The organism is Streptomyces sp. NPDC002206, assembly GCF_053593595.1.
Genome location: NZ_JBSFCW010000003.1, coordinates 363,815 through 387,379, shown reverse-complemented (window position 1 = coordinate 387,379; position 23,565 = coordinate 363,815). Strand labels below are relative to the sequence as shown.

Here is a 23,565-nt window from a genome sequence, read left to right as displayed (position 1 = left end):
GTGCGCGGCATGCCCCGGCGCCACGGCACCGGGCGACGCCTGCCCGGCGGCGGGAACGGTGCTCAGGGCCGCCGGAGCCGGCCCGGGTCACTCGCCGCCGCGCGCATGGCGCCGTACGGCCAGTGGTACGAAGACCGCGAGCAGTACCGCCGACCAGGCGAGTGTGCCCGCCACCGGGTGGGCGACCGGCCAGGCGGCGTCGGCGGACGGTGATGCGTTGCCGAACAGGTCGCGGGTGGCTGCGGCCATGGCGCTGATCGGGTTCCACTCCGCGACCGTCCGCAGCCAGCCCGGCAGGTTGTCGGTCGGGATGTACGCACTGGACAGCAGCGGCAGGATGAAGGTGGCACTGCCCAGTTGGCCGGCCACCTCCTCGTTGCGGATCAGCAGGCCCAGCCAGCAGCCCACCCACGACGTGGCGAACCGGAGGAGCAGCAGCAGTCCGAAGGCGCCCAGGGCGGCGAGCGGGCCGCCCTCGATCCGCCAGCCGACCGCGAGTCCGACCAGGATCAGCGGGACCATGCCGATGGCCGTGGTCAGCAGATCGGCGGCGGTCTGGCCGAACGGTACGGCGGGCCGGCTCATCGGCAGTGTGCGGAACCGGTCCATCACCCCGCGGTGGCAGTCCTGCGCGGACTGGAACATCCCGGTCATGATGCCGTTGGCCGCCGTCGACGCGAGCAGACCCGGCACCAGGAACGCGCGGTACTCCTGGCCGGGCATGGCCAGGGCGCTGCCGAACACGTAGCCGAAGAACAGCAGCATCGTGATCGGCATGGTCTGGGTCAGGATCACTACGCCCGGGGCTGCTTTGATCCGCTGCAGATGGCGGCCCAGCACGGCCAGGCTGTCGGCGATCGGGGTGCTCTTGGCGGGTCCGGTGCGCTGCTCTTGGGCCAGTACGGTGCTGCTCATGCTGCCGTCTCCTTCAGGGGCGGGGAGGTGCGGCCGTCGCCGCGGCCGGTCAGGCGGAGGAAGACCTCGTCGAGCGTCGGCGGGCGCAGGCTCACATCGATCAGCGGTACGCCGGCCGCGTCGAGTTCGCGGACGATACGGGGGAGGGTGAGCGTGGTGTCGGTCGCGACGGCGCCCACGGTGCGGCGCTCGTGGTCGAGCACCGGTTCGGCGCCGGTGAGCTGGTCGAGGACGGCCGCCGCCGGGATCAGCGCCGATGCTCGGGGGACGACCACCTCGGCGTACGAACCGATGAGGGCCTTCAGCTCGGCGGGGGTGCCGCGGTGGGCGGTCCGGCCCCGGTCGATCAGCACGATGTCGTCGGCCAGCTGATCGGCCTCCTCCAGATACTGCGTGGTGAGCAGGACGGTCGTGCCCCGGCCGGCCAGTTCGCGTACCGCCGCCCAGATCTGGTTGCGGCTGTGCGGGTCGAGTCCGGTGGTCGGCTCGTCCAGGAAGAGCACCCTCGGCCGGGTCAGCAGGCTGGCGGCGAGGTCGAGGCGGCGGTGCATGCCGCCGGAGTAGGTGCGGGCCGGGCGGTCGGCGACGTCGGTCAGCTCGAAGCGTTCCAGGAGTTCGTCGGCGCGGATGCGCGCGGCCTCGCCGCGGAACCGCAGGAGCTTGGCGAAGAGCCGCAGGTTCTGTCGGCCGGTGAGCTCGCCGTCGACCGAGGCGTTCTGCCCGGTGACGCCGATCGCCGCGCGTACCGAGCCCGCCTCGCGCACCACGTCGTGCCCCGCGACCCTGGCGCTGCCGCTGTCCGGGGCCGTCAATGTGGTGAGCACCCGGACAGCGGTGGTCTTGCCCGCGCCGTTCGGCCCCAACACTCCGCAGACGGCGCCCTCGGCGACAGCGAGATCGAGTCCGCGCAGCGCATGGACATCGCCGTAGTGCTTCTCCAGACCTTCACTAAGTACAGCGTACGTAGTTGTCATGTGTCCCACCGTAGCGCACTACGTACGGTGTACGTAACTAGGATGGTGAGAGAGGTGATGATCGATGGTGGGGCGACCCGCTGTACCCGAAGTGATCTGGGCGCGCCCCGAGCGTGCGGGCCGCGGCCCCAGGCCCGCGTTCAGCCGCGCCGACATCGCGGCAGCCGCCGTCCGTATCGCCGATGCGGAGGGCTTCGACGCGGTGTCCATGCGGAAGGTCGCGGCGGAGCTCGGCTGCGGCACGATGTCGCTCTACAACTACGTGCCCCGCAAGGAGGACCTGTACGAGCTGATGCTCGACGCGGTCAGCGGTGGGTACGAGTTCCCGGAGCCGTCCGGCGACTGGCGTGCCGATCTCATCGCGCTGGCCCATCAGGCCCGCGAGATGATGCACCGCCACACCTGGGTGCCGCGGCTCATGTCACCCGTGTACGGCTTCAGCCCGAACGCGCTGCGGTATCTGGAGTACACGCTCAGCTGCCTGGACGGGGTCGACGCACGGTTCGGCGAGAAGATGGAACTCATCGCCATGGTCAATGGCGTGGTGACCACCTATGTCGCCAACGAGATCGCCACGGCGGAGCGCAGTCGGTCGCTGCCCTGGTCCGAGGAGCAGGAGCACGCCGCGCGCACCGGCTATCTGATCAGCCAGATCGCGACCGGGAAGTATCCGCGGATGGCGGCGGGATTCGCCGAGGACCCCGGGCCGATCGATCTGGACGGGGTCTTCGACCGGGCACTGCACCGGGTACTGGACTCGTTCGACCGGTAGCGCGGATGCGCCCCGATGCCTTCACAGCAGCGCGAACTGCCCGTCCGGCCCCTCCTCCCGGTGGTCGAGCACCGACGCGGGCCGCCGGGCCGTCGCCGCGACCGGCAGGACACCGGCCGCCCGGAGGTCGCCGGTGGTGAACTGCGTGCCGTCGGTCAACGCCTGCTGGCAGGGCCGGAGTTCGGCGAGCAGCGCCAGCACGGTGACCAGTTCCAGCAGCTCCGAGGTCCACTCCTGGGGCCAGTCCCGGGGCCGGATCGCTTCCAGACCGTCCGCCCCGTCCGCCACCGTCCGCCGCTCGAACCACAGCTCCAGCATCCGTACCCCGCCCACCCGGAACTCCCAGGCCCCCGCCGGTACCGGCGAAATGCGTCCCGTACCCAGCAGGAGAGCCTCGTCATCGGAGTCGTACTCCAGCGTGCCCGGCGCGGCCGGTACCGCGGCCCGCACATAGGGGCGCCGCCCGCCGGGCAACCGCGGGCGCTCCCCGCCACGGGCGCCGCGCAGCTGCAGCCGCAACAGTTCCCGGCCCAGCTCCACCCCGGCCCACCATCGTTCGGTGTCGGCGGGCAGCGGTACGACACACCCGGCGGGGGAGGGGCGGGCCGCCGTGACGATCCACGCCAGCACGGACTCCGCGGTGACCGCGTCCCCGTGCCGGGCGCGCAGCAGCCCGAGCAGACCGGGCGCCAGATTGGGTTCCAGTCCACCGGGCCGCCGGAAAAGCGGTCGGATCCGGCCGGGGCGGCCCGCCGGGGAGTGGCCGTCGGGCAGCAGCGCCGTCACCGAGAGGGCGGGACCGGCGTCCTGCGGTACGTACCCGTGCTCGACGGCGAAAAGTTGGTGGCTGTCGGCGACCCGCCACAGCTCCGGGCGGGCGGCGTCGATCAGCCGGTGGTCGGGGATCAGCCACTGCTCGTCGAACGGGCCGTGCAGGATCCGTACCGGCTCGGGGCACGGGCCGGACTCCCGGGCGAACCGGGCGGTGGAGGTGGACTGTCCGGGCAGCGCCGCGACCGGAGTCTGCGGGGTACGGGAACGGGTGGGCCGGAAGAGCCGTTCGCGCTCGGCTCCCTCGGCGCGAACCAGCCGCGCCCAACGGGCTCTGAGGGAAGCGGTGTCCGGAGCCGTCACCCACTGGCGCCCGGTCCGCAGAGGTCGTACGGACCATGGCATGAGGTCGTCGAGCAACGGGATGTCGTCGTCCCCGCCGGCTCCGGCGCCCGCCCGTGCTGCCACCGTGTCGTCCTCCCCGTCGCCACGTCTGCCCGCCCCCGGCATCGTAACGGCGTGACGCGGGAGGGTGGCGGGTCAGTGCGCTTCCACCGTCACCGAGAAGGAGAACCGGTCCCCCCGGTACCGGATCTGCGCCACATCCACCACCCGGCCGCTCTCGTCGTACGTCACCCCCGTGTAGAAGAGGATCGGGCTGAGCAGCGGGACCTGGAGCAGCTCGGCGGTGGCCGGGTCGGCGAGCCGTGCCTCGACCGTGTCCGTGATCCGCGCGATCCGGACGCCGACTCGGTCGCGCAGCACCTTGGTCATCGGCCAGCGTTCGAGATCGGCGGCATCGAGCCGGGCCGCGACCTCGGGATGCACGGCGTTCTCTGCCCAGTTGGTGGGCTCACCGCTGTCGCCGTCGCAGCGCAGCCGCCGGTAGCCGACCACCTCCGTGCACTCCGGGAAGTACTCCACGAGATCGCCTGTCAGTGCCAGCGGACCATGGCCGAGAACCGTGGTCCGCTCGCCCGACTGCTGGGCGACGATCGCATCGATCGAGCCGAGCAGCCGCACCGGCGACACCCGCCGGGCGCGCGGCTCGATGAAGGTGCCGCGCCGCCGGTGCCTGCTGATCAGCCCCTCCGTCTCCAGCTCCTTGAGCGCCTGCCGCATCGTGAGGACGCTGACGCCGTAGTGCGCGGCGAGCTGTTCCTCGGTCGGCAGCCGCAGCGAGGCGTCCTGGGCGCGGCCGAGTATGGAGGCGCGCAGCGACTGCGAAACCTGGTACCACAGCGGCAGTTTGCGGTTCAGGACCAGCGAGTCGGGGGCGAAGGCCGTCACCTGGGGCACCTGGGTCACCTGGACTCTCCGTACTGCGACACTGCGGACGCGACGAGCGGGGGCTGGGAAGGGCGGGCTTCGCCTATGGCCGGAAGTTGCGTTCGAGACCCTGCCATACGTCGTCGTACCCGCGCTGCAGATGGTCGGCGGTTGCCGCCTGCCCGGTCGCCGTGACCGGCCAGCGGGTCTCGAACATGAAGGCAAGACCGTCGTCGATCTTCTGCGGCTTCAGCTCAGCCGCGCTCGCCCGGTCGAAGGTCTCCCGGTCCGGGCCGTGCGCCGACATCATGTTGTGGAGCGAGCCGCCGCCCGGTACGAAGCCGCCCTTGCCGGCCGTCTTCGCGTCGTACGCGCCCTCGATCAGCCCCATGTACTCGCTCATCACGTTACGGTGGAAGTACGGCGGGCGGAACGTGTCCTCGCCGACCAGCCAGCGCGGTGCGAAGACGACGAAGTCCACACCGGCCAGACCGGGGGTGTCGGAGGGCGAGGTCAGCACCGTGAAGATCGACGGGTCGGGGTGGTCGTAGCTGATGGAGCCGATGACGTTGAAGCGGTGCAGGTCGTAGACGTACGGGGTGTGGTTGCCGTGCCAGGCGACCACATCGAGCGGCGAGTGGTCGTACGTCGCGGACCAGAGGTTGCCGCTGAACTTGTTGATCACCTGGACCGGGCGGTCCTCGTCCTCGTACGCGGCGACGGGGGCGAGGAAGTCCCGTGCGTTGGCGAGGCCGTTGGCGCCGATCGGTCCGAGGTCGGGGAGGGTGAACGGCTGACCGTAGTTCTCGCAGACGTAGCCACGGGCGGAGTCGTCGAGGAGTTCCACGCGGAAGCGGACGCCGCGGGGGATCAGTGCGATGTGGCCGGGGTCGGCGCGCAGCAGGCCCAGTTCGGTACGGAGCAGCAGGCCGCCACGCTCCGGGACGATCAGCAGTTCGCCGTCCGAGTCGCTGAACACCCGGTCGGTCATGGCCGTGTTGGCGTGGTAGAGGTGCACCGCCATACCCGTGCGCTGGGTGACGTCGCCGTTGCCGCCGAGGGTCCACAGGCCTGCCAGGAAGTCCGTACCGGGCGCGGGCTCGGGCAGCGGGTCCCAGCGCAGCCGGTTCGGGTCGGGGACGGACTCGGCGAAGGGGGCGGTGCGCACCGCACCGTTGTCGATCCGGACGAACGGCGGATGGGCGGCCGAGGGGCGGATCCGGTAGAGCCATGAACGGCGGTTGTGAGCGCGCGGTTCGGTGAAGGCCGAGCCGCTCAGCTGCTCGGCGTAGAGCCCGAGGGGCGCTCGCTGAGGCGAGTTACGGCCGTGCGGCAGCGCCCCCGGGACCGCCTCGGAGCTGTGCTCATTGCCGAAACCGGCGGAGTGCGCAAGCGCTTCCGCCGTCTTCCTCGCCTGCTCGATGCCGCTGGTGCCGCCCATGCCGCGCTCCCGGTGCCGAAGAAATCCTATGGGTCACCGTAGGAATCAGATCGAGGCACGTCAACGGTGCGGGGCGGTGGCGCGCCGCGGATCCGGGCGGGGCCGTGCCGGAAAATTTTTGGTCCGTCGCGCACAAGGGGTTCCAAAAGTTGAACAATGCTCTACTCTCCCGCACATGTCGTGGACACGAAGACTTCTGGTGGTCCTGGTGGCACTGGCTGCCGCACTCCTCGCGGCCCCGGCCGCCCAGGCGCACGAGGAACGGCCGGTCACCCTGCCCGACGGTTCCGGCAGCGTCCCGGTCCACCGCGCCGGCGAACCCGATCTGCTGGTCTGCAAGAGCGACCGGGCCGACTTCGAACGCCGGATATCCGGCTTTCCGGCGAAGCTCCGGGCACGCAACCTCGAACTCTTCGACCGGTGCCGGAAGTCCGGCTACCGCCATCTGCAACAGGCCGTCGACAAGGTCGGCAGACCCGGCATGAACATCGCGATCCTGCCCGGCCTCTACGAGGAGGAGCCCTCGCTGCCCAGGCCGACGGGGGAGTGCGCGAGGCTCAAGGCGCCCAACTCTCAGCTCGGCTACCAGATCCTGTCGTACGCGCAGCAGAAGCAGTGTCCGCACAATCAGAACCTGGTGGCGATCCTCGGCAAGAAGCAGCTCCAGATCGAGGGGACCGGGGCGGAGCGCACCGACGTCGTCATCGACGCCAAGTACCAGAAGCTCAACGCGATCCGCGCGGACGGCTCCGACGGCATCTACTTCAAGAACTTCACCGCCCAGCGCACCACGTTCAACTCGCTGTACGTGCTGGCACAGGACGGCTTCGTCATCGACGACGTCCTCACCAGGTGGAACGACGAGTACGGCTTCCTCACCTTCGCCAGTGACCACGGGCTGTACAAGAACTGCGAGTCGTACGGCAACGGCGACTCCGGCATCTATCCCGGCAGTGCGTCGGACATCAACGACGGATACGGCTACGACGTGCCGCGCTACTCCATCGAGATCACCGGCTGCCGGAGCCACCACAACATGGTCGGCTACTCCGGCACCGCGGGCGATTCCGTTTACGTCCACGACAACGAGTTCGACCACAACATGGGCGGCGCCTCGATGGACAGCGCCTTCCCGGGCCACCCCGGCCTCCCGCAGAACCACGCACGCTTCGAACGCAACCTGATCCACGACAACAACGCCGACTACTACCCGTACGTCGCCGACGGCACCTGCGCCAAACCGCCCGTGGAGCGCGGCTACGAGGACGGTGTCGTCTGCCCGCAGATCTCCATGCCGCCGGGTACCGGCATCATCACCGCGGGCGGCAACTGGAACATCTACGAGAACAACTGGATCTACGGACAGCAGCGCGCCGCCTTTTTCCTGAGTGCCGTCCCCGCCTTCATTCGCGGCGAGAACGCCCTGGCGAAGCAGGTCGACACCTCGCACCACAACCGGTACGCGGGCAACCACCTCGGCACGGACAAGGCGGGCCGTTCCCGGCCCAACCGCACCGATGTGTGGTGGGACGGCCAGGGCGACGGCAACTGCTGGCAGTCGGACACCGGACCGTCCACACCGCGCTCGCTGCCCGAGTGCGGGGAGGCGCGCGGCGCGGTCTCCGGCCGCACCGATCGACTGGTGGGCGAACCGGTCAAACTCGCCCAATTGTTGGTCTGTGCCGACTACAACGTGCAGGCGCGGCGGCTGCCGGCCGGCTGCGACTGGTACGGCGCACGCGGCATCGAGCGCATCGAGGTACAGATCGCGCTGGGTGCCGCCCTGGCTCTCGTGCTGGTCGGCGGGGTGCTGTGGTGGCGCCGCCTGCGGCACAGCCGGCTCGCCACAGCGGCCACGCTGCTCGGCGCGATCGGCCTCGGGCTGGATGTGGCCGGTGCGACGACGGGGTTTGCGTCCTCCTGTCTGCCCGCGGTGGGGTTGCTGCTGACCGGGGCATGGTGGACCGGCATCGGGCTCGTACTGCGCGGCGAGCGGCCCGGACTGGGCTGGACCACGATGGTGCTGGGCGTCCTGACCCTGCTCGACGCCTTCGACAAGGCCGTCCTGATGATCCCGTGGATCCCGATCGGCCCGGCCTGGGTGCGCGGCCTCCTCGGCGTCATCTGGGTGGTGTGGGCGGTGGTGGCCTCGGCGCTTCACGGTGAACGGGCGGTACGGAAGAGGACGGACCCGGGGCCGGGCGCAGACGCGAATGCCGATGCGGCGGACAGACATGGCGGCGACGGGACGGGAGCCGGTGTGGATGCGGGGTCCGGATCGGCGGATTCCGGTCCGGACACGCATTCCGGGTCCGGCCGCTCCGCACCGGACCGGGACGGATCATGAAGCGATCCCCCAGCCCCCTGCGGCTCAACAGGCTCAACGCGCTCAACAGGGGCACGGCGCCCACGGCATTCCTCCGGCTCACCGTCGCCCTCCTCGTCTCAGGCGCCCTCGTGGGCGGTGCGAGTGCCTGTGGCGGGCGGGCGACCACCCACCACCGACCCGGTACCAGTCATGAACAGGCCAGCGGCAGCGTCGGCCGGCTCCTTGCCGCCGACGACGGATCCGGTCACCGGCTCCGGCAGGTCGACGCCGAGGGCGCCCCCGCGGTGACCGTCGCCGTACGGCCGGACTCCGAGGACGGGTGGAACGTCCATCTCTCCGTACAGAACTTCAGGTTCACCCCGGACAGCGTCGGCGGCGCGGCGCTCCTCGGACGCGGGCACGCCCTGCTCCTCCTCGACGGTCACCCACTGGCCCGGCTCTACGGCCCCTGGTACCACCTCCCCGACTCGCTCGTCCGCGGTGCGGGCGGCGGCCGCACCCTCACGGTCCGGCTGTACGCCGACGATCACACCGCCTGGGCCGTGCACTCCACACCGATCCAGGCCACCACTCCGCTCACCACCACTCCTCCCGTCGGTACGCCCGCAGAGCCCCGCCCCGACCGGACTCTGAAGATCGTCATCTCTCATGGCAAGGTCAGCCCCGCCCCCGGCCGCATCGAGATCGAGAAGGGGCAGCGCATCGAGCTGCGCGTCCGCACCGACCACGTCGACACCCTCCACATCCACGGCTACGACAGGGAAGCGCACCTGCCCGCCGGACGGACCACCACGCTCACCCTCACTGCCGATCGCACCGGGCTCTTCGAGGTCGAGACCCATGAGTCCGCACTGCTCCTGACCCAGCTCGTCGTACGGTGAGCGTCCTCGCTCACGGCATCGGCTCCCAGCACGACCTGCCGCTGTCCCCCTTCTATGCGTTCGCCGGTGCGTTCGCCGCCCTCTTCGTCTCGTTTCTCGCCCTCGGCCTGCTCTGGTCCGCCTCCCGATTCCGTGGGGACCGGGCGGGGCGCCCGCTCCCGGTCGCCCTCCAGCGCCTTGCCGACGCCCACCCCACCCGTACGGTCGCGCGCGTCGTGGGCCTGGCTGCCGCCCTGTTCGTCCTCCTCCACCTCCTCCTCGGCCCGAACGGGCCGGAGCGCAACCCGGCCGCGGGCACCGTCTATGTGCTCCTCTGGGTCGGGCTCGTCCCCGCCTCGCTCCTCCTCGGTCCCGTCTGGCGACTCCTCAACCCCCTGCGCACGCTCCACCTCCTCGTCTGCCGCGCACTCGGCCGCGACCCGGCTGCAGGCCGGCCACTCCCGGTACGTCTCGGTCTGTGGCCCGCCGCGGCCGGACTCCTCGCCTTCACCTGGCTCGAACTCGTCGCCCCCGACCCCGCGTCGTCCACCGCCCTCCTTCTCTTCTTCGTGCTCCACGGCGTTGTCCACCTCGCGGGCGCCGCCCGCCACGGCGCCCGCTGGTTCGACCACGCCGACGCCTTCGAGGTCTACTCAGGACTGCTCGCCCGGCTCTCCCCCCTCGGCCGCCGGCCCGCCGACCGCCGACTCGTCCTGCGCTCCCCGTTCAACGGACTCGACGCCGTCCCCCAGATCCCCGGTCTTGTCGCCACCGTCTGCGTCATGCTCGGCTCCACCGCCTACGACGGCTTCTCCGACGCCCCGTCCTGGATCACCACCGTCCAGACCTCACCCCTGGGCCGCACCACCGCGGCCACGCTCGGACTGCTTGCCGCCGTCGCCCTCGTCGCCACCCTGTATGCCCTGTGCACCGGTGCCACCCGGCTGATCTCCGGTCAACTCCGCCACCCCCTCACCGCCTTCGCGCACTCGCTCGTCCCGATCGCCCTCGGCTACCTCGTCGCCCACTACTTCACACTCTTCGTCACCGAGTGTCCACACACAGTCATGGTGGCACTCGGCACTGACAACCCGGTCCCGCCCGAACCGCCCCTGACCCCCGGCGGCATCGCCACGCTCCAGGTCGTCGCGATCGTCGTCGGGCACGTCCTCGGCGTCGTCGCCGCCCACGACCGGTCCGTCCGCCTCTTCCCGCCCGCTCGCGCCGTCGCGGGGCAACTCCCCCTGCTGGCCCTGATGATCGCGTACACCATCGGCGGGCTGACCCTCCTCCTCGCCTGACCGCAGGTGCGCACCCGCCCCTCCCGCAGAGGAGAGCCACGGCATCATGGAGCCCGTGCCCCATGCGAATACGAACCTCCGCCGCGCCCCCGTGCAGCAGCGCAGTGCCGAACGCCTCTCCCGGATACTCGACGCCTGTGCCGAACTCCTCGACGAGACCGGTTACGAGCAGCTCTCCACCCGGGCCGTCGCGGCCCGCGCGGAAGTCCCGATCGGATCCGTCTACCGGTTCTTCTCCAACAAGCGCGCCCTCGCCGACGCCCTGGCCCGGCGCAACCTGGACAGTTACGCGGAGCGCATCACCGGCCGCCTGGCCGCCATCCCGGCTGCCGACTGGCGCAGCGCCATCAACGCCGTGCTCGACGAATACCTCGAGATGAAGCGCTCCGTCCCCGGCTTCGCGCTCGTCGACTTCGGCGCTCCGGCCCCCGTGGACGACCCGGCCTCCGACGCCAACCATCGCGTCGCGGACCGGCTCGCCCACCTGCTCTCCGGTCATCTGGGACGCACCCCTGACGAAGATCTGCTCCGGACGATCCTGGTCTGCGTCGAGGCCGCCGACGCGCTCCTCCAACTCGCCTTCCGCACCGAGCCGTCGGGCGATCAGGCCATCGTTGCCGAGACCCGCGTCCTGATCCAGGCGTACCTGGCCCGGGTCCTGGACTGAACCCGGCGCCGCACGGCACCCCGCGGCAGCGCAACCCACTGCACGGCACCGCACCGCGCTTCGCGGAAATCCGACGCGACCCCTGCCCCTGCCCGGCAACATCGTCGCGACAACACCTCCCCACCATGCCTACCGGTCGGTATGCTCGGCCGTGCTTGCCCATGTCTCCGCGCCACCGCTGTCGCCGCCCCGGGGAGGGCCCATGCCGCACGACTCCAGCAGTTCCCGCGAGTCCCGCACCGCCCTGCGCATCTGCCCCCTGTGCGAAGCCACCTGCGGACTCACCCTCACCATCGAGGGGACACGGGTCACCGGCGCCCGCGGCGACCGGGACGACGTCTTCAGCCGGGGCTTCATCTGCCCCAAGGGCGCGTCCTTCGGCGGGCTCGACGCAGACCCCGACCGGCTCCGCACCCCCCTCGTCCGCAAGGACGGCGTGCTGCAGGAGGTCAGTTGGAGCGAGGCGTTCGATGCGATCGCGGCAGCCCTGCCCGCACTGACCGAGCAGCACGGGCAACAGTCCGTCGGTGTCGTCCTCGGCAACCCGAACGTGCACACCATGGCCGGCGCGCTCTACCCGCCCGCCCTGCTCACCACGCTCCGCACCCGCGCCCTCTTCACCGCGAGCACCCTCGACCAGATGCCCAAACATGTCTCCAGCGGACTGCTCTTCGGCGACCCGAACGCCATCCCGGTGCCGGACATCGACCGCACCGACCATCTGCTGCTCCTCGGCGCCAACCCGCTCGAATCCAACGGCAGCCTCTGCACGGCCCCCGACTTCCCCGGCAGGCTCAAGGCGCTGCGTCGTCGCGGCGGCACCCTCACCGTCGTCGACCCCCGCCGCACCCGGACCGCCCGCCTCGCCGACCGGCATGTCGCCATCCGCCCGGGCACCGACGCACTCCTGCTCGCCGCACTCACCCACGTACTCTTCGAGGAGAAGCTCACCGACCCCGGTGCGCTCGCCGACCATCTCGAAGGGCTCGACGAAGTAGCCGACGTCGTACGGGAGTTCACCCCCGAGGCGGTCGCCGAGGCGTGTGACGTGGACGCCGCGACCATCCGTACGATCGCCCGGGAGCTGGCCGCCGCCCCCACCGCCGCCGTCTACGGGCGCATCGGCAGCTGCACCGTGGCGCACGGCACCCTCGCCAGCTGGCTCGTCGACGTCCTCAACATCCTCACCGGCAACCTCGACCGCCCCGGTGGCGCCCTTTTCCCGCTCTCCGCCACCGCCCGCGCCCCCCGGCCCGCCGCCCCCGGCAAGGGCTTCGCCCTCGGACGCTGGACGAGCCGGGTCTCCGGGCACCCCGAGGCCAAGGGTGAACTGCCCGTCGCCGCACTCGCCGAGGAGATCGAGACCCCGGGGGACGACCGGATCCGCGCCCTGATCGTCCTCGCCGCCAACCCCGTGCTCTCCGCACCCGACGGCGACCGACTGGACCGGGCCCTGGCCGGGCTGGACTTCATGGTCAGCGTCGACCCGTACCTCAACGAGACCTCGCGCCACGCCCATGTGGTGCTGCCGCCGCCGCCGCCGTCGCAGAGCGCCCACTTCGACTTCGCGTTCAACGCACTCGCCGTACGCAACCAGGTCCGCTACACCCGCCCTGCCGTCGCGCTCGACGACGGCCTCCTCGACGAGAGCGAGATCCTCGCCCGGCTCGTCCTCGCCGTCTCCGGGATGCGCGGAGCCGACGGGTCCGCCGTGGCTGCCGTGGACACCGTGATCATTGATCGGGTGCTGGCCAAGGCCGTCGCCGATCCTCTCTCGCCCGTGCACGGCCGCACCCCCGCCGAACTGGCCGCCGCGCTCACCGGCCGCACCGGGCCGGAACGCCGCCTCGACCTGATGCTCCGCCTCGGCCCGTACGGCGAAGGCTTCGGCGCCGACTCCGACGGCCTCACCCTGGACCGGCTGCTCGCCCACCCGCACGGCATCGATCTCGGCCCGCTCCGGCCCCGTGTCCCGCAGGTCCTGACCACCCGCAGCGGACGCATCGAGCTCCTACCCGCGGCGATCGCCGCCGATCTGCCGAGGCTCCGCAGCGCCCTCGCCGACCGGCCGGGAGCCGACTCGCTCGTCCTCGTCGGCCGCCGCCATCTGCGCTCCAACAACAGCTGGATGCACAACGTCGCTTCGCTCGGTGGTGGCTCGAATGTCTGCACCCTCCAGATGCACCCGGCCGACGCGGCTCGGCTCGGACTGGCGGACGGCACCCCCGCCACGATCACTGCGGCCGGCGGCGCACTGACCGCACCCGTGGAGATCACCGAGGGGATCCGGGCCGGAGTGGTGAGCCTCCCGCACGGCTGGGGCCACGACCGGCCCGGCACCCGGACGTCTGTTGCCTCCGCCGTCCCCGGAGTCAACGTCAACCAGCTCCTCGACGGCACCCTGCTCGACCCGCTGTCCGGCACCGCCGTCCTCAACGGCATCCCCGTCGCGGTGGCGCCCAGCACCTCACCTGGCCATTGACCTGGGGTTTTGCTCGTATTGCTCACATGTCAACGTCTTGTTAACGCAGCAAGACGCGCCCTAACGTCATCCGGACCGCCGACTCCGGTGGGAGTTCAAGGGTGAACGATAGGTATCCCACATGCTGACAATCCTCGGCTTTGCCATGATTGCGACCTTCCTGGTCCTGATCATGATGAAGAAGCTGTCGCCCATCGCGGCGCTGGTCCTGATCCCCGCACTTTTCTGTGTCGCCGTCGGACAGGGCGCCAAGCTCGGTGACTACGTGATCGACGGCGTGGGCAACCTGGCCCCGACCGCCGCGATGCTGATGTTCGCCATCGTCTACTTCGGTGTGATGATCGACGTCGGCCTCTTCGACCCGATCGTCCGGGGCATCCTGCGCTTCTGCAAGGCCGACCCGATGCGGATCGTCATCGGTACGGCGGTGCTCGCCGCGATCGTCTCGCTGGACGGCGACGGGTCCACCACGTTCATGATCACCGTCTCGGCGATGTATCCGCTCTACAAGCGCCTCAAGATGAGCCTCGTCGTGATGACCGGTGTCGCCGCCACGGCCAACGGTGTCATGAACACCTTGCCCTGGGGCGGCCCCACCGCCCGCGCCGCCACCGCGCTCAAGCTGGACGCGGGCGACATCTTCGTCCCGATGATCCCGGCGCTCGGCGTCGGACTGCTCGCGGTCATCCTCCTGGCGGTCGTCCTCGGCCGGCGCGAGCGCAAGCGGCTGGGCTTCCTCACCCTCGACGAGGCCGTGGTCCAGGAGCCCGGGACGGTCCTCGTCGGTGCGGGCGGCGCAGCCGGCGGCAGCGACCGTACCCGTAAGACCTCGGGTGGAGCCGGTACGGGCGCGGACGCCGAGCCCACGGCAGCGGCCCACGGCGACGCGGACGACGACGAGGGCTTCAAGGGTCTCGACCCGAACCGTGCCACCCTGCGGCCCAAGCTCTACTGGTTCAACGCCGGGCTCACCGTCGCCCTCCTCACCGCGATGATCATGGAAGTGATGCCGATCCCGGTGCTCTTCCTGCTCGGCGCGGCCCTCGCCCTCACCGTCAACTTCCCCCACATGCCCGACCAGCGGGCCCGCATCGCGGCCCACGCGGACAACGTCCTCAACGTGTCCGGCATGGTCTTCGCCGCTGCCGTATTCACCGGAGTGCTCTCCGGCACCGGCATGGTCGAGCACATGGCGGACTGGCTCGTCGGCGCGATCCCGGACGGCATGGGCCCGCACATGGCGATCATCACCGGCATCCTGAGCATCCCGCTCACCTACTTCATGTCCAACGACGGCTTCTACTTCGGCGTCGTCCCCGTGCTCGCCGAGGCCGGCGCCGCCCACGGCGTCTCCCCGTTGGAGATCGCCCGCGCCTCCCTGGTCGGCCAGCCGCTCCACATGTCGTCCCCGCTGGTCCCCGCCGTGTATGTGCTCGTCGGCATGGCGAAGGTCGAATTCGGCGACCACACCAGGTTCACCGTCAAATGGGCCGCGCTCACCTCACTGGTGGTGCTCGGCGCCGGCCTCCTCTTCGGCATCATCTGATCCATGGCAGACACGGAAGAGCCCGGCAGGAGCTGGCTGCTGCGCCTCGTCATCGCCTTCGCCTTCGCGCAGGGGGCGGTGTCGATGGCGCGGCCCGCCGTCTCCTACCGGGCTCTCTCGCTCGGTGCGGACGAGCGCGCCATCGGCGTGATCACCGGGGTGTACGCACTCCTCCCGCTCTTCGCCGCCGTCCCGCTCGGCCGCCGGACGGACCACGGCCGGTGCGCCCCCCTGCTGCCCCTGGGCGTCGTCCTGATCGCCGGCGGCTGCGCCCTGAGCGGTACGGCGGGTTCCCTCCCGGCGATGGCGGCGTGGAGCGGTGTGATGGGGCTCGGCCATCTCTGCTTCGTGATCGGCGCCCAGTCGATCGTCGCCCGTCAGTCCGCCCCCGCCGAACAGGACCGAAATTTCGGCCACTTCACCATCGGCGCCTCGCTCGGCCAGCTCATCGGGCCGATCGCCGCGGGGTACGTGATCTCCGAGCGGGACGGAGCCCTGGCCCGTACGAGCGCACTCGCCCTGGTCGTCTCGTCGGCCGTCGCCGCCGCGTCCTTCGTCTCGCTCTGGCGCATCGAACACCGCACGGCGCCGGACGCCCGCGCGGCGGCCCGGGCCGACAAGGTGCCCGTCGGCCGCATCCTGCGTACCCGCGGCGTTCCGGCCGGCATCTTCATCAGCCTCGCCGTGCTCTCCGCGACCGACATCCTCACCGCCTATCTGCCCGTCGTCGGTGAGAACCGCTCCATCGCCCCCGCCACCATCGGGCTGCTGCTCAGCCTGCGGGCCGCCGCCACCATCGCCTGCCGCCTGGTGATGACGCCGATGCTGCGCCTCCTGGGCCGTACGGCACTGCTCACCACGACCTGTCTGCTGGCCGGGCTGCTCTGCGCGGGCATCGCCCTGCCGGTCCCCGTCTGGGCGCTGGCCACGATGCTCGCCGTGCTCGGCTTCTGTCTCGGGGTCGGCCAGCCCCTGTCGATGACCACCGTCGTCCAGGCGGCCCCGGCGGAGGCCCGCTCCACCGCGCTCGCGCTCCGGCTGACCGGCAACCGGCTCGGCCAGGTCGCGGCCCCCGCGTCCGCCGGTGTGATCGCCGGAGTGGCGGGCACCGCCGCGCCGTTCGTGATGCTGGGTGCGCTTCTGCTCGCGGCGGCGGGGCTGGGGATGCGCGGAGGGCGCGCCCGGACCGCCGATGCGACCCCGGCCGTTCCCGCACCCGCACCCGTTCCCAGGTCCGAACTGCCCGCCGTGAACCAGAATCGCACCTGAAGCTTCCGGCTCACCCACCCCAGTACTGCGCAACCTTTGCACGAGTCATTCCCAGCACCCCGGGTAGTGGGCTAATTTCAGCGCGTTGCAGCCGCTCCCCACCGCTCCACCTCACCATCCTCCCGGGCGGACCCACACATGACTCGCGCCATCTCCCTGCACAACGTCAGCAAGGCGTACGGACGGACCCAGCGTGCCGTAGACCGCTTCTCGCTCTCCATCGACCCGGGCGAGTTCGTCGTCCTGCTCGGCCCCTCGGGGTGCGGCAAGTCGACCGTGCTCCGCATGATCGCCGGCCTGGAGGAGATCACCGAGGGCGAGCTGCTGCTCGATGGCGAACCGGCCAACCACGTAGCGCCCCGCGAGCGCGGCATGGCCATGGTGTTCCAGAACTTCGCGCTCTACCCGACCATGACCAACCGGGCCAACATCGGCTTCCCGCTGAAGCTGGAGAACCCCGGCCAGGACCACACCGCTCGCGTCGAGAACACGGCCAGGATGCTCGGCATCGAAAGCGTCCTCGACCGCTACCCCGGTCAGCTCTCCGGCGGTGAGCGCCAGCGCGTCGCCATGGGCCGGGCCATCTCGCGCCGGCCCTCGGTGTTCCTGATGGATGAACCGCTCTCCAATCTCGACGCGAAGCTGCGCAACCACCTGCGGGCCGAAATCTCGCAGCTCACCCGGGAGTTGGGCGTCACCACCGTCTATGTGACGCATGATCAGGCCGAGGCGATGTCCCTCGGTGACCGGGTCGCCGTGATGCGCGGCGGACGGCTCCAGCAGGTCAGCCCGCCGCGTGAGGTCTACGCCCTGCCGGAGAACGTCTTCGTCGCCGCGTTCGTCGGCACCCCGCGCATCAACCTCCTCCAGGCCGTCGTCCACGCCCCCCTCGAAGGGCGCATGTCGATCGACCTCGGCCGCCAGCGGCTGCCACTGCCCGAACCGCTCAGCCCCGACCACCAGTTGCTCCGCATCCAGCAAGGCCGCCAGATCATTGTCGGACTGCGCTCGGAGGCGGCGAGGATCGCTGCGCCCAGCCAGGCCCGCCCCGGCGAGGTCGCGCTGAGCGGCATCGTCGAACACGTCGAGTACCAGGGGCACGAGGCACTGGTCCACCTCAATACGGGGTCGCAGCCCGCCGTGGTGCCCGACCTCGAATCGGCCCGCCCCGACAGAGTCGCCCCGCGTCGCCGCCGCGCCGTCGGCAGCAGCGGAATCGGTGGTGGTTCCGGTGGTGGGGTGGGCGTACTGGAACGGCTGAGGGAGCGCGCCACCGGCCACATCAGCGGCCCCGTCGTCGCCCTCGACGAGCCGGAGCCCGACCGTGGGCACCCCGCCACCCGTACCCCCGACCGCCCCGCGATCACGGCCAGCGACCTGGTCGTCCGTACCGGCCCCGACATGCGGCTGCGCATCGGCGGACAGGTCCCGCTCCTGGTCGACCTCGCGCATCTGTACGTCTTCGACCACTACGGCCGCCGGATCTGCCCCCTGCCGAAGGACATCCCCGGACTCGACGTCTAGAAGACGCCGGCAGAGTCCCGCCGTACGCCCGGAAGTGTGGCGCGGGCCGGGCGGGACTGTGCGGGCAGTGCGGGCACCCTCCAGGGGTTCCGGGCAGCTGGTGAACCTGGGCGTTGACCTCAAGTCCGGTGGAGGTCGTACGGTCTTCCCATGAGCATGGAAGCCACCGCGTGGACGCAGCTCCACAACGTCATGAACGCGCAGCAGGACCGACGCCCCTTCGACCGGAACACCCTGCGGCGTATCGCCGCGTTCGCCCGTCCGCACCGGCGCCGGGTCGCCCTGTTCCTGGTACTGAGCGTGGCGACGGCGCTGCTCGCTGTCGCCACCCCCGTGCTCGCCGGCCGCGTCGTGAACGCGATCGTGACCGGCAAGGAGGCGGGCACCGTCACGCGGCTGGCCGTGCTCATCGCCGTGATCGCCGTCGCGGAGGCCGGGCTCGGGCTGGTCGGCCGCTGGCTCTCGGCCAACCTCGGTGAGGGGCTCATCCTCGATCTGCGGACCGCAGTCTTCGACCATGTGCAGCGCATGCCGATCGCTTTCTTCACCCGCACCCGCACCGGCGCGCTCGTCAGCCGCCTCAACAACGACGTCATCGGCGCCCAGCGCGCCTTCAGCAACACCCTGTCGGGCGTCGTCAGCAACGTCGTCACCCTCCTTCTCACCCTCGGTGTGATGCTCAGCATCTCCTGGCAGATCACTGCACTCGCGCTGGTCCTGCTGCCGGTGTTCGTACTGCCCGCACGCCGGATGGGTGTGCGGATGGCGAGACTCCAGCGGGAGGCCGCCGCCCACAACGCGGCGATGGGAACCCGGATGACCGAGCGCTTCTCCGCGCCCGGCGCCACTTTGATCAAGCTCTTCGGCAGGCCCGCCGACGAATCCGCGGAATTTGCCGCCAGGGCGGCCAGAGTGCGAGACATCGGTGTCCGCACGGCCATGGCCCAGTCCGCGTTCATCACGGCGCTCACCCTCGTATCGGCGCTGGCGCTCGCCCTCGTCTACGGGCTCGGCGGGTACTACACACTGCGCGGCCGGCTGGATGCCGGCGAGGTGGTCGCTCTCGCCCTGCTGCTGACCCGGCTGTACGCGCCGCTGACCGCCCTCGCCGGGGCGCGCGTCGAGGTGATGAGCGCGCTCGTCAGCTTCGAGCGGGTCTTCGAGGTCCTCGACCTCAAGCCGCTCATCGAGGAGAAGCCGGACGCACGGGCGGTCCCGGAGGGGCCGGTGTCCGTGGAATTCGACGACGTACGCTTCGGCTACCCCTCCGCCGACAAGGTCTCCCTCGCCTCGCTCGAAGACGTCGCCACCCTGGACACCCGCGGCGGCACCGAAGTGCTGCGCGGCGTCTCCTTCCGTGCCGAACCCGGCCAGACGGTGGCTCTCGTCGGGTCGTCCGGCGCGGGTAAATCGACCATCGCGCAGCTGCTGCCCCGGCTGTACGACACGGACGAGGGCGCCGTACGCATCGGCGGCATCGACGTACGCGACCTGTCCGCCGACACGCTGCGCGACACGCTCGGCATGGTCACCCAGGACGGCCACCTCTTCCACGAGTCGGTCCGCGCCAACCTCCTCCTCGCCCGCCCCGAAGCCACCGAGGAAGACCTCTGGGACGCTCTGCGCCGCTCACGCCTGGACGGCCTGGTCGCCTCACTCCCCGACGGGCTCGACACCGTCGTCGGTGAACGCGGATACCGCCTCTCCGGTGGCGAACGCCAGCGGCTGACCATCGCCCGGCTGCTGCTGGCCCGCCAGCGCGTCGTCATCCTCGACGAGGCCACCGCCCATCTGGACAACACCTCCGAAGCGGCCGTCCAGGAGGCACTGGCCGAAGCCCTCCAGGGACGCACCGCGGTGGTGATCGCCCACCGGCTGTCCACCGTGCGGACGGCGGATCTCATCCTCGTCGTGGAGAACGGGCAGGTCGTGGAGCGGGGCACCCACGAGGAACTCCTCGCGTCCGGCGGCCGGTACGAGGAGCTGTACCGCACCCAGTTCGAGCGTCCGGGCGCGGAGCCCGCGGAGCTCGCCTGACGGCAGCCGTCCCCGCGGCAGCGGACCGCTGGTCAGCCAGGGGGTGCGGAACGGGCGGTCCAGTCCGTCCCGCCGGCCTCGTCCACCGCGAACGCCCCAGCCGGATAGGGGAGTTCCCTGGCCAGGGTCGCCGCCCGCTCGAACTCCTCGCAAGCCGCCCGCTCCCGGCCCAGCGCCGCGAGCGCGGCGGCATGCACCGTGCGGGACTCGGTCTCCGACAGCCGCTCGCCGACCCGCGCCGCCCGCAGCGTCTCCGCCGCCGCCCGCCGCGCCGCCCGCTCCGGGTGACCCGACAGCAGTTCCGCCCAGGCCAGCAGAGGCGCCGCTGACGGGTCGCTGTCGTCGGCCAGCAGAGTGAGGGCTTCCTGCGGGCGACCCTCGCGCACCAGGCGTTCGGCGTCCGCCGTCCGCACCTCGTGCACGGCCTGCCGGTCGCGCTGCGCCTCGGCGGTCCGCCCCGCCCGCGCCAGCAGCTCCGCCGCGCCGGGCTCACCGGTTCTGATCCGGACGCGGGCCAGAGCGGCCAGAGCGTACGGGGTGCACCAGGCGGGACTCGGTTCTCCATCCCGGACGGCCGCCTCGGCCTGTTCCCGTGCCTCGGCGAACTCCCGGAGAAGCAGATGCAGTTCAGCCAGATTGGCGCGCTCGAAGGACACCGTTGTCGGATCGCCGGTGTGCTCGGCCAGGCTCAGTGCCTGCCGGCCGATGGAGACCGCTTCGCCGAGCCGGCCGGACCGGCGCGCGTGTTCCCGCAGCACGGAGAGGATGGTGACCAGCAGTTCCTGGTCCCCGTACGCCTCGGCATGCGGCAGCGCCAGATCGGCCGCGGCGCGGGCCTGCGCGAACCGGCCCGCGAGGCCGAGCGCGGTCGCCTGGCTCCCCAGGGACCTGGCCAGCAGCCCCCGGCGTTCGCTGCCCCGCACCGCCTCGGCGGCCTCCTGCGCCCTGCGGGCCGAGGCGTGGGCGGCCTCGTACCGGCCGCCCACGAACCGCACGACCGCCGCTGCCAGATGGTGCGTCGCGGTGGTGGGCGGCGGGGTGTGCGGGCCCGGGGGGTACGTACGCAGCAGCTCCTCGCCCTCGTCGGTGCCGCGATGCTTCGCCAGCACCTCGGTCAGCCGGGCCGCGGCCAGCACCTGGCCGTCCTCGTCGCCGCGCCGGACCATGTCCGCCAGCGCCTCGCGCAGTACGGTGGCCGCCTCCTGGTACCGGGCCATCCGTCGCAGGACGGCTCCGCGGTCGATCCGGGCCTGGGCCGCATCGGCGGCCATCGCGTCGAGCCGGGCGGTCAGTTCGGCGTAGTAGCGGTCGGCGGTGTCATTGGCGCAGAGGGCCGCGGCGCGTTCGGCGGCCTGCCGCAGGTACTGGGTGGCACGTGGGTCGTCGGCCCGGGTCAGATGCGAGGCCAGCGTGTCGACGGCGTCGGGGCGCCGCCTCAGCACCGCCTCCGCGTACGCCGAATGCAGCTGTCGGCGGCGCGCGGCGGACAGGCCGTCGTAACAGGTCAGTCGCACCAGCGGGTGGCGGAAGGCGAGGCCGGGCAGCGGCCGGCCACCGACCACCACCGGCCGTTCCGCCACCACCGAGGCGGCGACCGCCGCGTCCACGGCGTCGGTCGCCTCGGCGGACGAGAGCGGCGGATGCAGGCCGTGCTCCGCCACATCCAGGATCTCGCCCAGTGCGGCCCCGCCGCCGGCCACGGAGATGGCCTCGACGACCCGGCGTGCCGCGGGCCCGAGCCGCGCAAGGCGAGCGGTCACCAGTTGACGGACGCCCTCCGGGGCGCTCAGCCCGGCGGTGTCCGCGCCGTCCTGAGCGGAGCGGGCGAGCTCCAGGGCGAACAGCGGATTACCGAGCGAGAGCTGCCAGACCCGGTCGAGACCGGTCCTGGCACCCGCGTCCTCCGCGACGGCCAGACACTCCTCGCGTCCCAGTCGTCCCAACTCCAGTGAGCGGGCGAGCCCTTGGCGGGACAGCGCTTCCAGTGCGGTGCGGCGTGGGTCCGTCCCGTCGAACTCCTCCGCGCGGTACGTGACGACGAAACGCCACGCGGCTCCTGTGGCCGACGCCCGCCGGGCCAGATGGCTCAGCAGCTGGTACGACCCCGTGTCGGCGGCATGCAGATCGTCCAGCACCAGCAGGACGGGTCCGGCCGCCGCCAGATCTCCGAGCAGCCCGGCCGTGGCCCGGAACAACCGGTCGCGCTGCTCTTCGGGACTGCGCTCCGTGCCCGCCCCGATCTGCCCCAACGTGGGCAGGAGTGAGGCGAGTTCGGGGTATTCGCCGCCGATCCTGGCCCGTTCGGCGGACGGCCGGTCGGCCAGCCAGGCATCCAGCGCCTCGACGAAGACGCCGTACGGGGTGTGCCCCTCGGCGTCGTGACCCGCGCCCCAGAGCACGGTCGTCCCGGCCTCGGCCGCCCGCCGGGCCGCCTCCGCCGTCAGCCGCGTCTTGCCCACCCCGGCCTCGCCGCCGACGAGCCGCACCGGAGGCCCGTCAGCGGCCAGCAGCACGCCGAGTTCGTCGGACCGGCCCCGCAGCGGCGGCCCGGGCGGGGTGCGTATCGCAGCCGGGAGAACGGGCACGGCGGCGGCCGGAATCACGGCCGTGGACGCGTCCAGCGCCAGCAGATACAGCTGCTCGGTCGCCGGGCCGGGCCGCACGCCGAGTTCGGCGTCGAGCGCCTCCCGGCACAGGTGGTACTGACGCACGGCCTGCCGGCGAAGGCCCTGGCGCAGGTAGGCGTCGATCAGCACCCGGTGGGCACGCTCCTCGGCCGGCGTGGCGGCCACGGCACGCAGCGCCACCTCGGTGGCCAGTTCGGTCTCGCCGTCCGCGAGATGGGCCTCGGCAAGCGCCAGCCGTACCCGGTCGCACATCGCGGAGAGATCCTCGCGCCGGGCCTCGGCCCAGGGCGCGTACCGGTCCTCGGGCAGCAGCTCGCCGGTGAACGCGGCGAGTGCGGCGGTCAGCGCCTCCGTCGAACCCCCGGCCAGGGCTTGTTCGGCGAGGTTCTCGGCCTGATCGGCGTCGATCACCACGGTGTGCGGATCGAGCCGCAGCAGGGTGCCTTCGCCGGTCAGATAGGACGAGGAGGCGCGGGGGGCCAGCTCCGGCTCGATGGCGCGGCGGGCGGCGTGCAGGGCGACCCGCAGACTGCCGAGCGCGGCCTGGGTGTCGGAGTCCGGCCAGCAGATCTCCATGGCCTGCTCGCGGTGGAGGCTGTGGCCGGGGGAGACGGCGAGGAGTTTCACGAGGGCTCGGGCGCTGGGGCGGGGCCATTTGTCGGCGAGCGCGGGCCCGCGGTCGCGAGTCACCCGGAACCCGCCGAAAAGGTGCAGTCGCAGCAGTGGGGGAATGGGCTCTGCGCTGTGGTTCGTGTCTTCCGCACCCATAAGGGCGCACTTT

At 71.6% G+C, this 23,565-nt stretch carries 16 protein-coding genes; 10 read left to right on the top strand and 6 right to left on the bottom strand.

What is annotated here, in order from left to right; genetic code table 11:
* Positions 1–87 precede the first annotated feature (87 nt).
* Positions 88–915 (bottom strand): ABC transporter permease, encoded by an 828-nt coding sequence (locus tag ACWCP8_RS09860; RefSeq protein ID WP_356002853.1) that lies wholly within the window; start codon positions 913–915, stop codon positions 88–90.
* Positions 912–1,889: an ATP-binding cassette domain-containing protein gene (locus ACWCP8_RS09855; RefSeq protein WP_352266527.1), complete on the bottom strand. Its 978-nt coding sequence runs from the start codon at positions 1,887–1,889 to the stop codon at positions 912–914. Before ACWCP8_RS09855 ends, ACWCP8_RS09860 begins: the two co-directional genes overlap by 4 nt.
* A gap of 64 nt (positions 1,890–1,953) precedes the next feature.
* On the opposite strand from ACWCP8_RS09855, the gene ACWCP8_RS09850 reads away from it, so the two are divergent.
* The gene (locus ACWCP8_RS09850; protein ID WP_352266526.1) at positions 1,954–2,661 is read left to right on the top strand and encodes a TetR/AcrR family transcriptional regulator; all 708 of its coding nucleotides are present in this window, start codon (positions 1,954–1,956) and stop codon (positions 2,659–2,661) included.
* Between the two features lie 21 nt (positions 2,662–2,682).
* Here ACWCP8_RS09850 and ACWCP8_RS09845 read toward each other — a convergent pair whose 3' ends face one another.
* The 3 genes from ACWCP8_RS09845 to hmgA form a co-directional block, all read right to left on the bottom strand.
* Positions 2,683–3,900: a type ISP restriction/modification enzyme gene (locus ACWCP8_RS09845; RefSeq protein WP_451115194.1), complete on the bottom strand. Its 1,218-nt coding sequence runs from the start codon at positions 3,898–3,900 to the stop codon at positions 2,683–2,685.
* A gap of 72 nt (positions 3,901–3,972) precedes the next feature.
* Positions 3,973–4,740 (bottom strand): GntR family transcriptional regulator, encoded by a 768-nt coding sequence (locus ACWCP8_RS09840; RefSeq protein ID WP_267005979.1) that lies wholly within the window; start codon positions 4,738–4,740, stop codon positions 3,973–3,975.
* A gap of 64 nt (positions 4,741–4,804) precedes the next feature.
* Positions 4,805–6,142: a homogentisate 1,2-dioxygenase gene (gene hmgA, locus ACWCP8_RS09835; protein ID WP_451115192.1), complete on the bottom strand. Its 1,338-nt coding sequence runs from the start codon at positions 6,140–6,142 to the stop codon at positions 4,805–4,807.
* A gap of 175 nt (positions 6,143–6,317) precedes the next feature.
* Between hmgA and ACWCP8_RS09830 the strand changes: the two genes are divergently transcribed.
* The 9 genes from ACWCP8_RS09830 (at position 6,318) to ACWCP8_RS09790 (ending at position 20,157) form a co-directional block, all read left to right on the top strand.
* Positions 6,318–8,489 (top strand): right-handed parallel beta-helix repeat-containing protein, encoded by a 2,172-nt coding sequence (locus ACWCP8_RS09830; protein ID WP_451115190.1) that lies wholly within the window; start codon positions 6,318–6,320, stop codon positions 8,487–8,489.
* Positions 8,486–9,352 carry a hypothetical protein gene (locus ACWCP8_RS09825; RefSeq protein WP_451115188.1) on the top strand — a complete coding sequence of 289 codons (867 nt, stop codon included), beginning with the start codon at positions 8,486–8,488 and terminating at the stop codon, positions 9,350–9,352. Before ACWCP8_RS09830 ends, ACWCP8_RS09825 begins: the two co-directional genes overlap by 4 nt.
* Positions 9,349–10,632 (top strand): hypothetical protein, encoded by a 1,284-nt coding sequence (locus tag ACWCP8_RS09820; RefSeq protein ID WP_451115186.1) that lies wholly within the window; start codon positions 9,349–9,351, stop codon positions 10,630–10,632. Before ACWCP8_RS09825 ends, ACWCP8_RS09820 begins: the two co-directional genes overlap by 4 nt.
* Before the next feature lie 46 nt (positions 10,633–10,678).
* On the top strand, positions 10,679–11,299 hold the full coding sequence (locus ACWCP8_RS09815) for a TetR family transcriptional regulator (RefSeq protein ID WP_451115184.1): 621 nt from the start codon (positions 10,679–10,681) through the stop codon (positions 11,297–11,299).
* A 202-nt stretch (positions 11,300–11,501) separates the two neighbouring features.
* Positions 11,502–13,781: a molybdopterin oxidoreductase family protein gene (locus tag ACWCP8_RS09810; protein WP_451115182.1), complete on the top strand. Its 2,280-nt coding sequence runs from the start codon at positions 11,502–11,504 to the stop codon at positions 13,779–13,781.
* Between the two features lie 121 nt (positions 13,782–13,902).
* Complete coding sequence (locus tag ACWCP8_RS09805) at positions 13,903–15,327, top strand: CitMHS family transporter (RefSeq protein WP_352266519.1); 1,425 nt, start codon at positions 13,903–13,905, stop codon at positions 15,325–15,327.
* 3 nt (positions 15,328–15,330) lie between these two features.
* Positions 15,331–16,596 (top strand): MFS transporter, encoded by a 1,266-nt coding sequence (locus tag ACWCP8_RS09800; RefSeq protein ID WP_382830533.1) that lies wholly within the window; start codon positions 15,331–15,333, stop codon positions 16,594–16,596.
* 138 nt (positions 16,597–16,734) lie between these two features.
* Positions 16,735–18,120, top strand: coding sequence for an ABC transporter ATP-binding protein (locus ACWCP8_RS09795; RefSeq protein WP_352266517.1), 1,386 nt, complete (start codon positions 16,735–16,737; stop codon positions 18,118–18,120).
* A 150-nt stretch (positions 18,121–18,270) separates the two neighbouring features.
* Positions 18,271–20,157, top strand: a complete 1,887-nt coding sequence (locus ACWCP8_RS09790) for an ABC transporter ATP-binding protein (RefSeq protein WP_352266516.1) — start codon at positions 18,271–18,273, stop codon at positions 20,155–20,157.
* A gap of 32 nt (positions 20,158–20,189) precedes the next feature.
* On the opposite strand, the gene ACWCP8_RS09785 is transcribed toward ACWCP8_RS09790, so the two are convergent.
* Positions 20,190–23,552, bottom strand: coding sequence for an ATP-binding protein (locus ACWCP8_RS09785; RefSeq protein WP_451115176.1), 3,363 nt, complete (start codon positions 23,550–23,552; stop codon positions 20,190–20,192).
* Positions 23,553–23,565 lie beyond the last annotated feature (13 nt).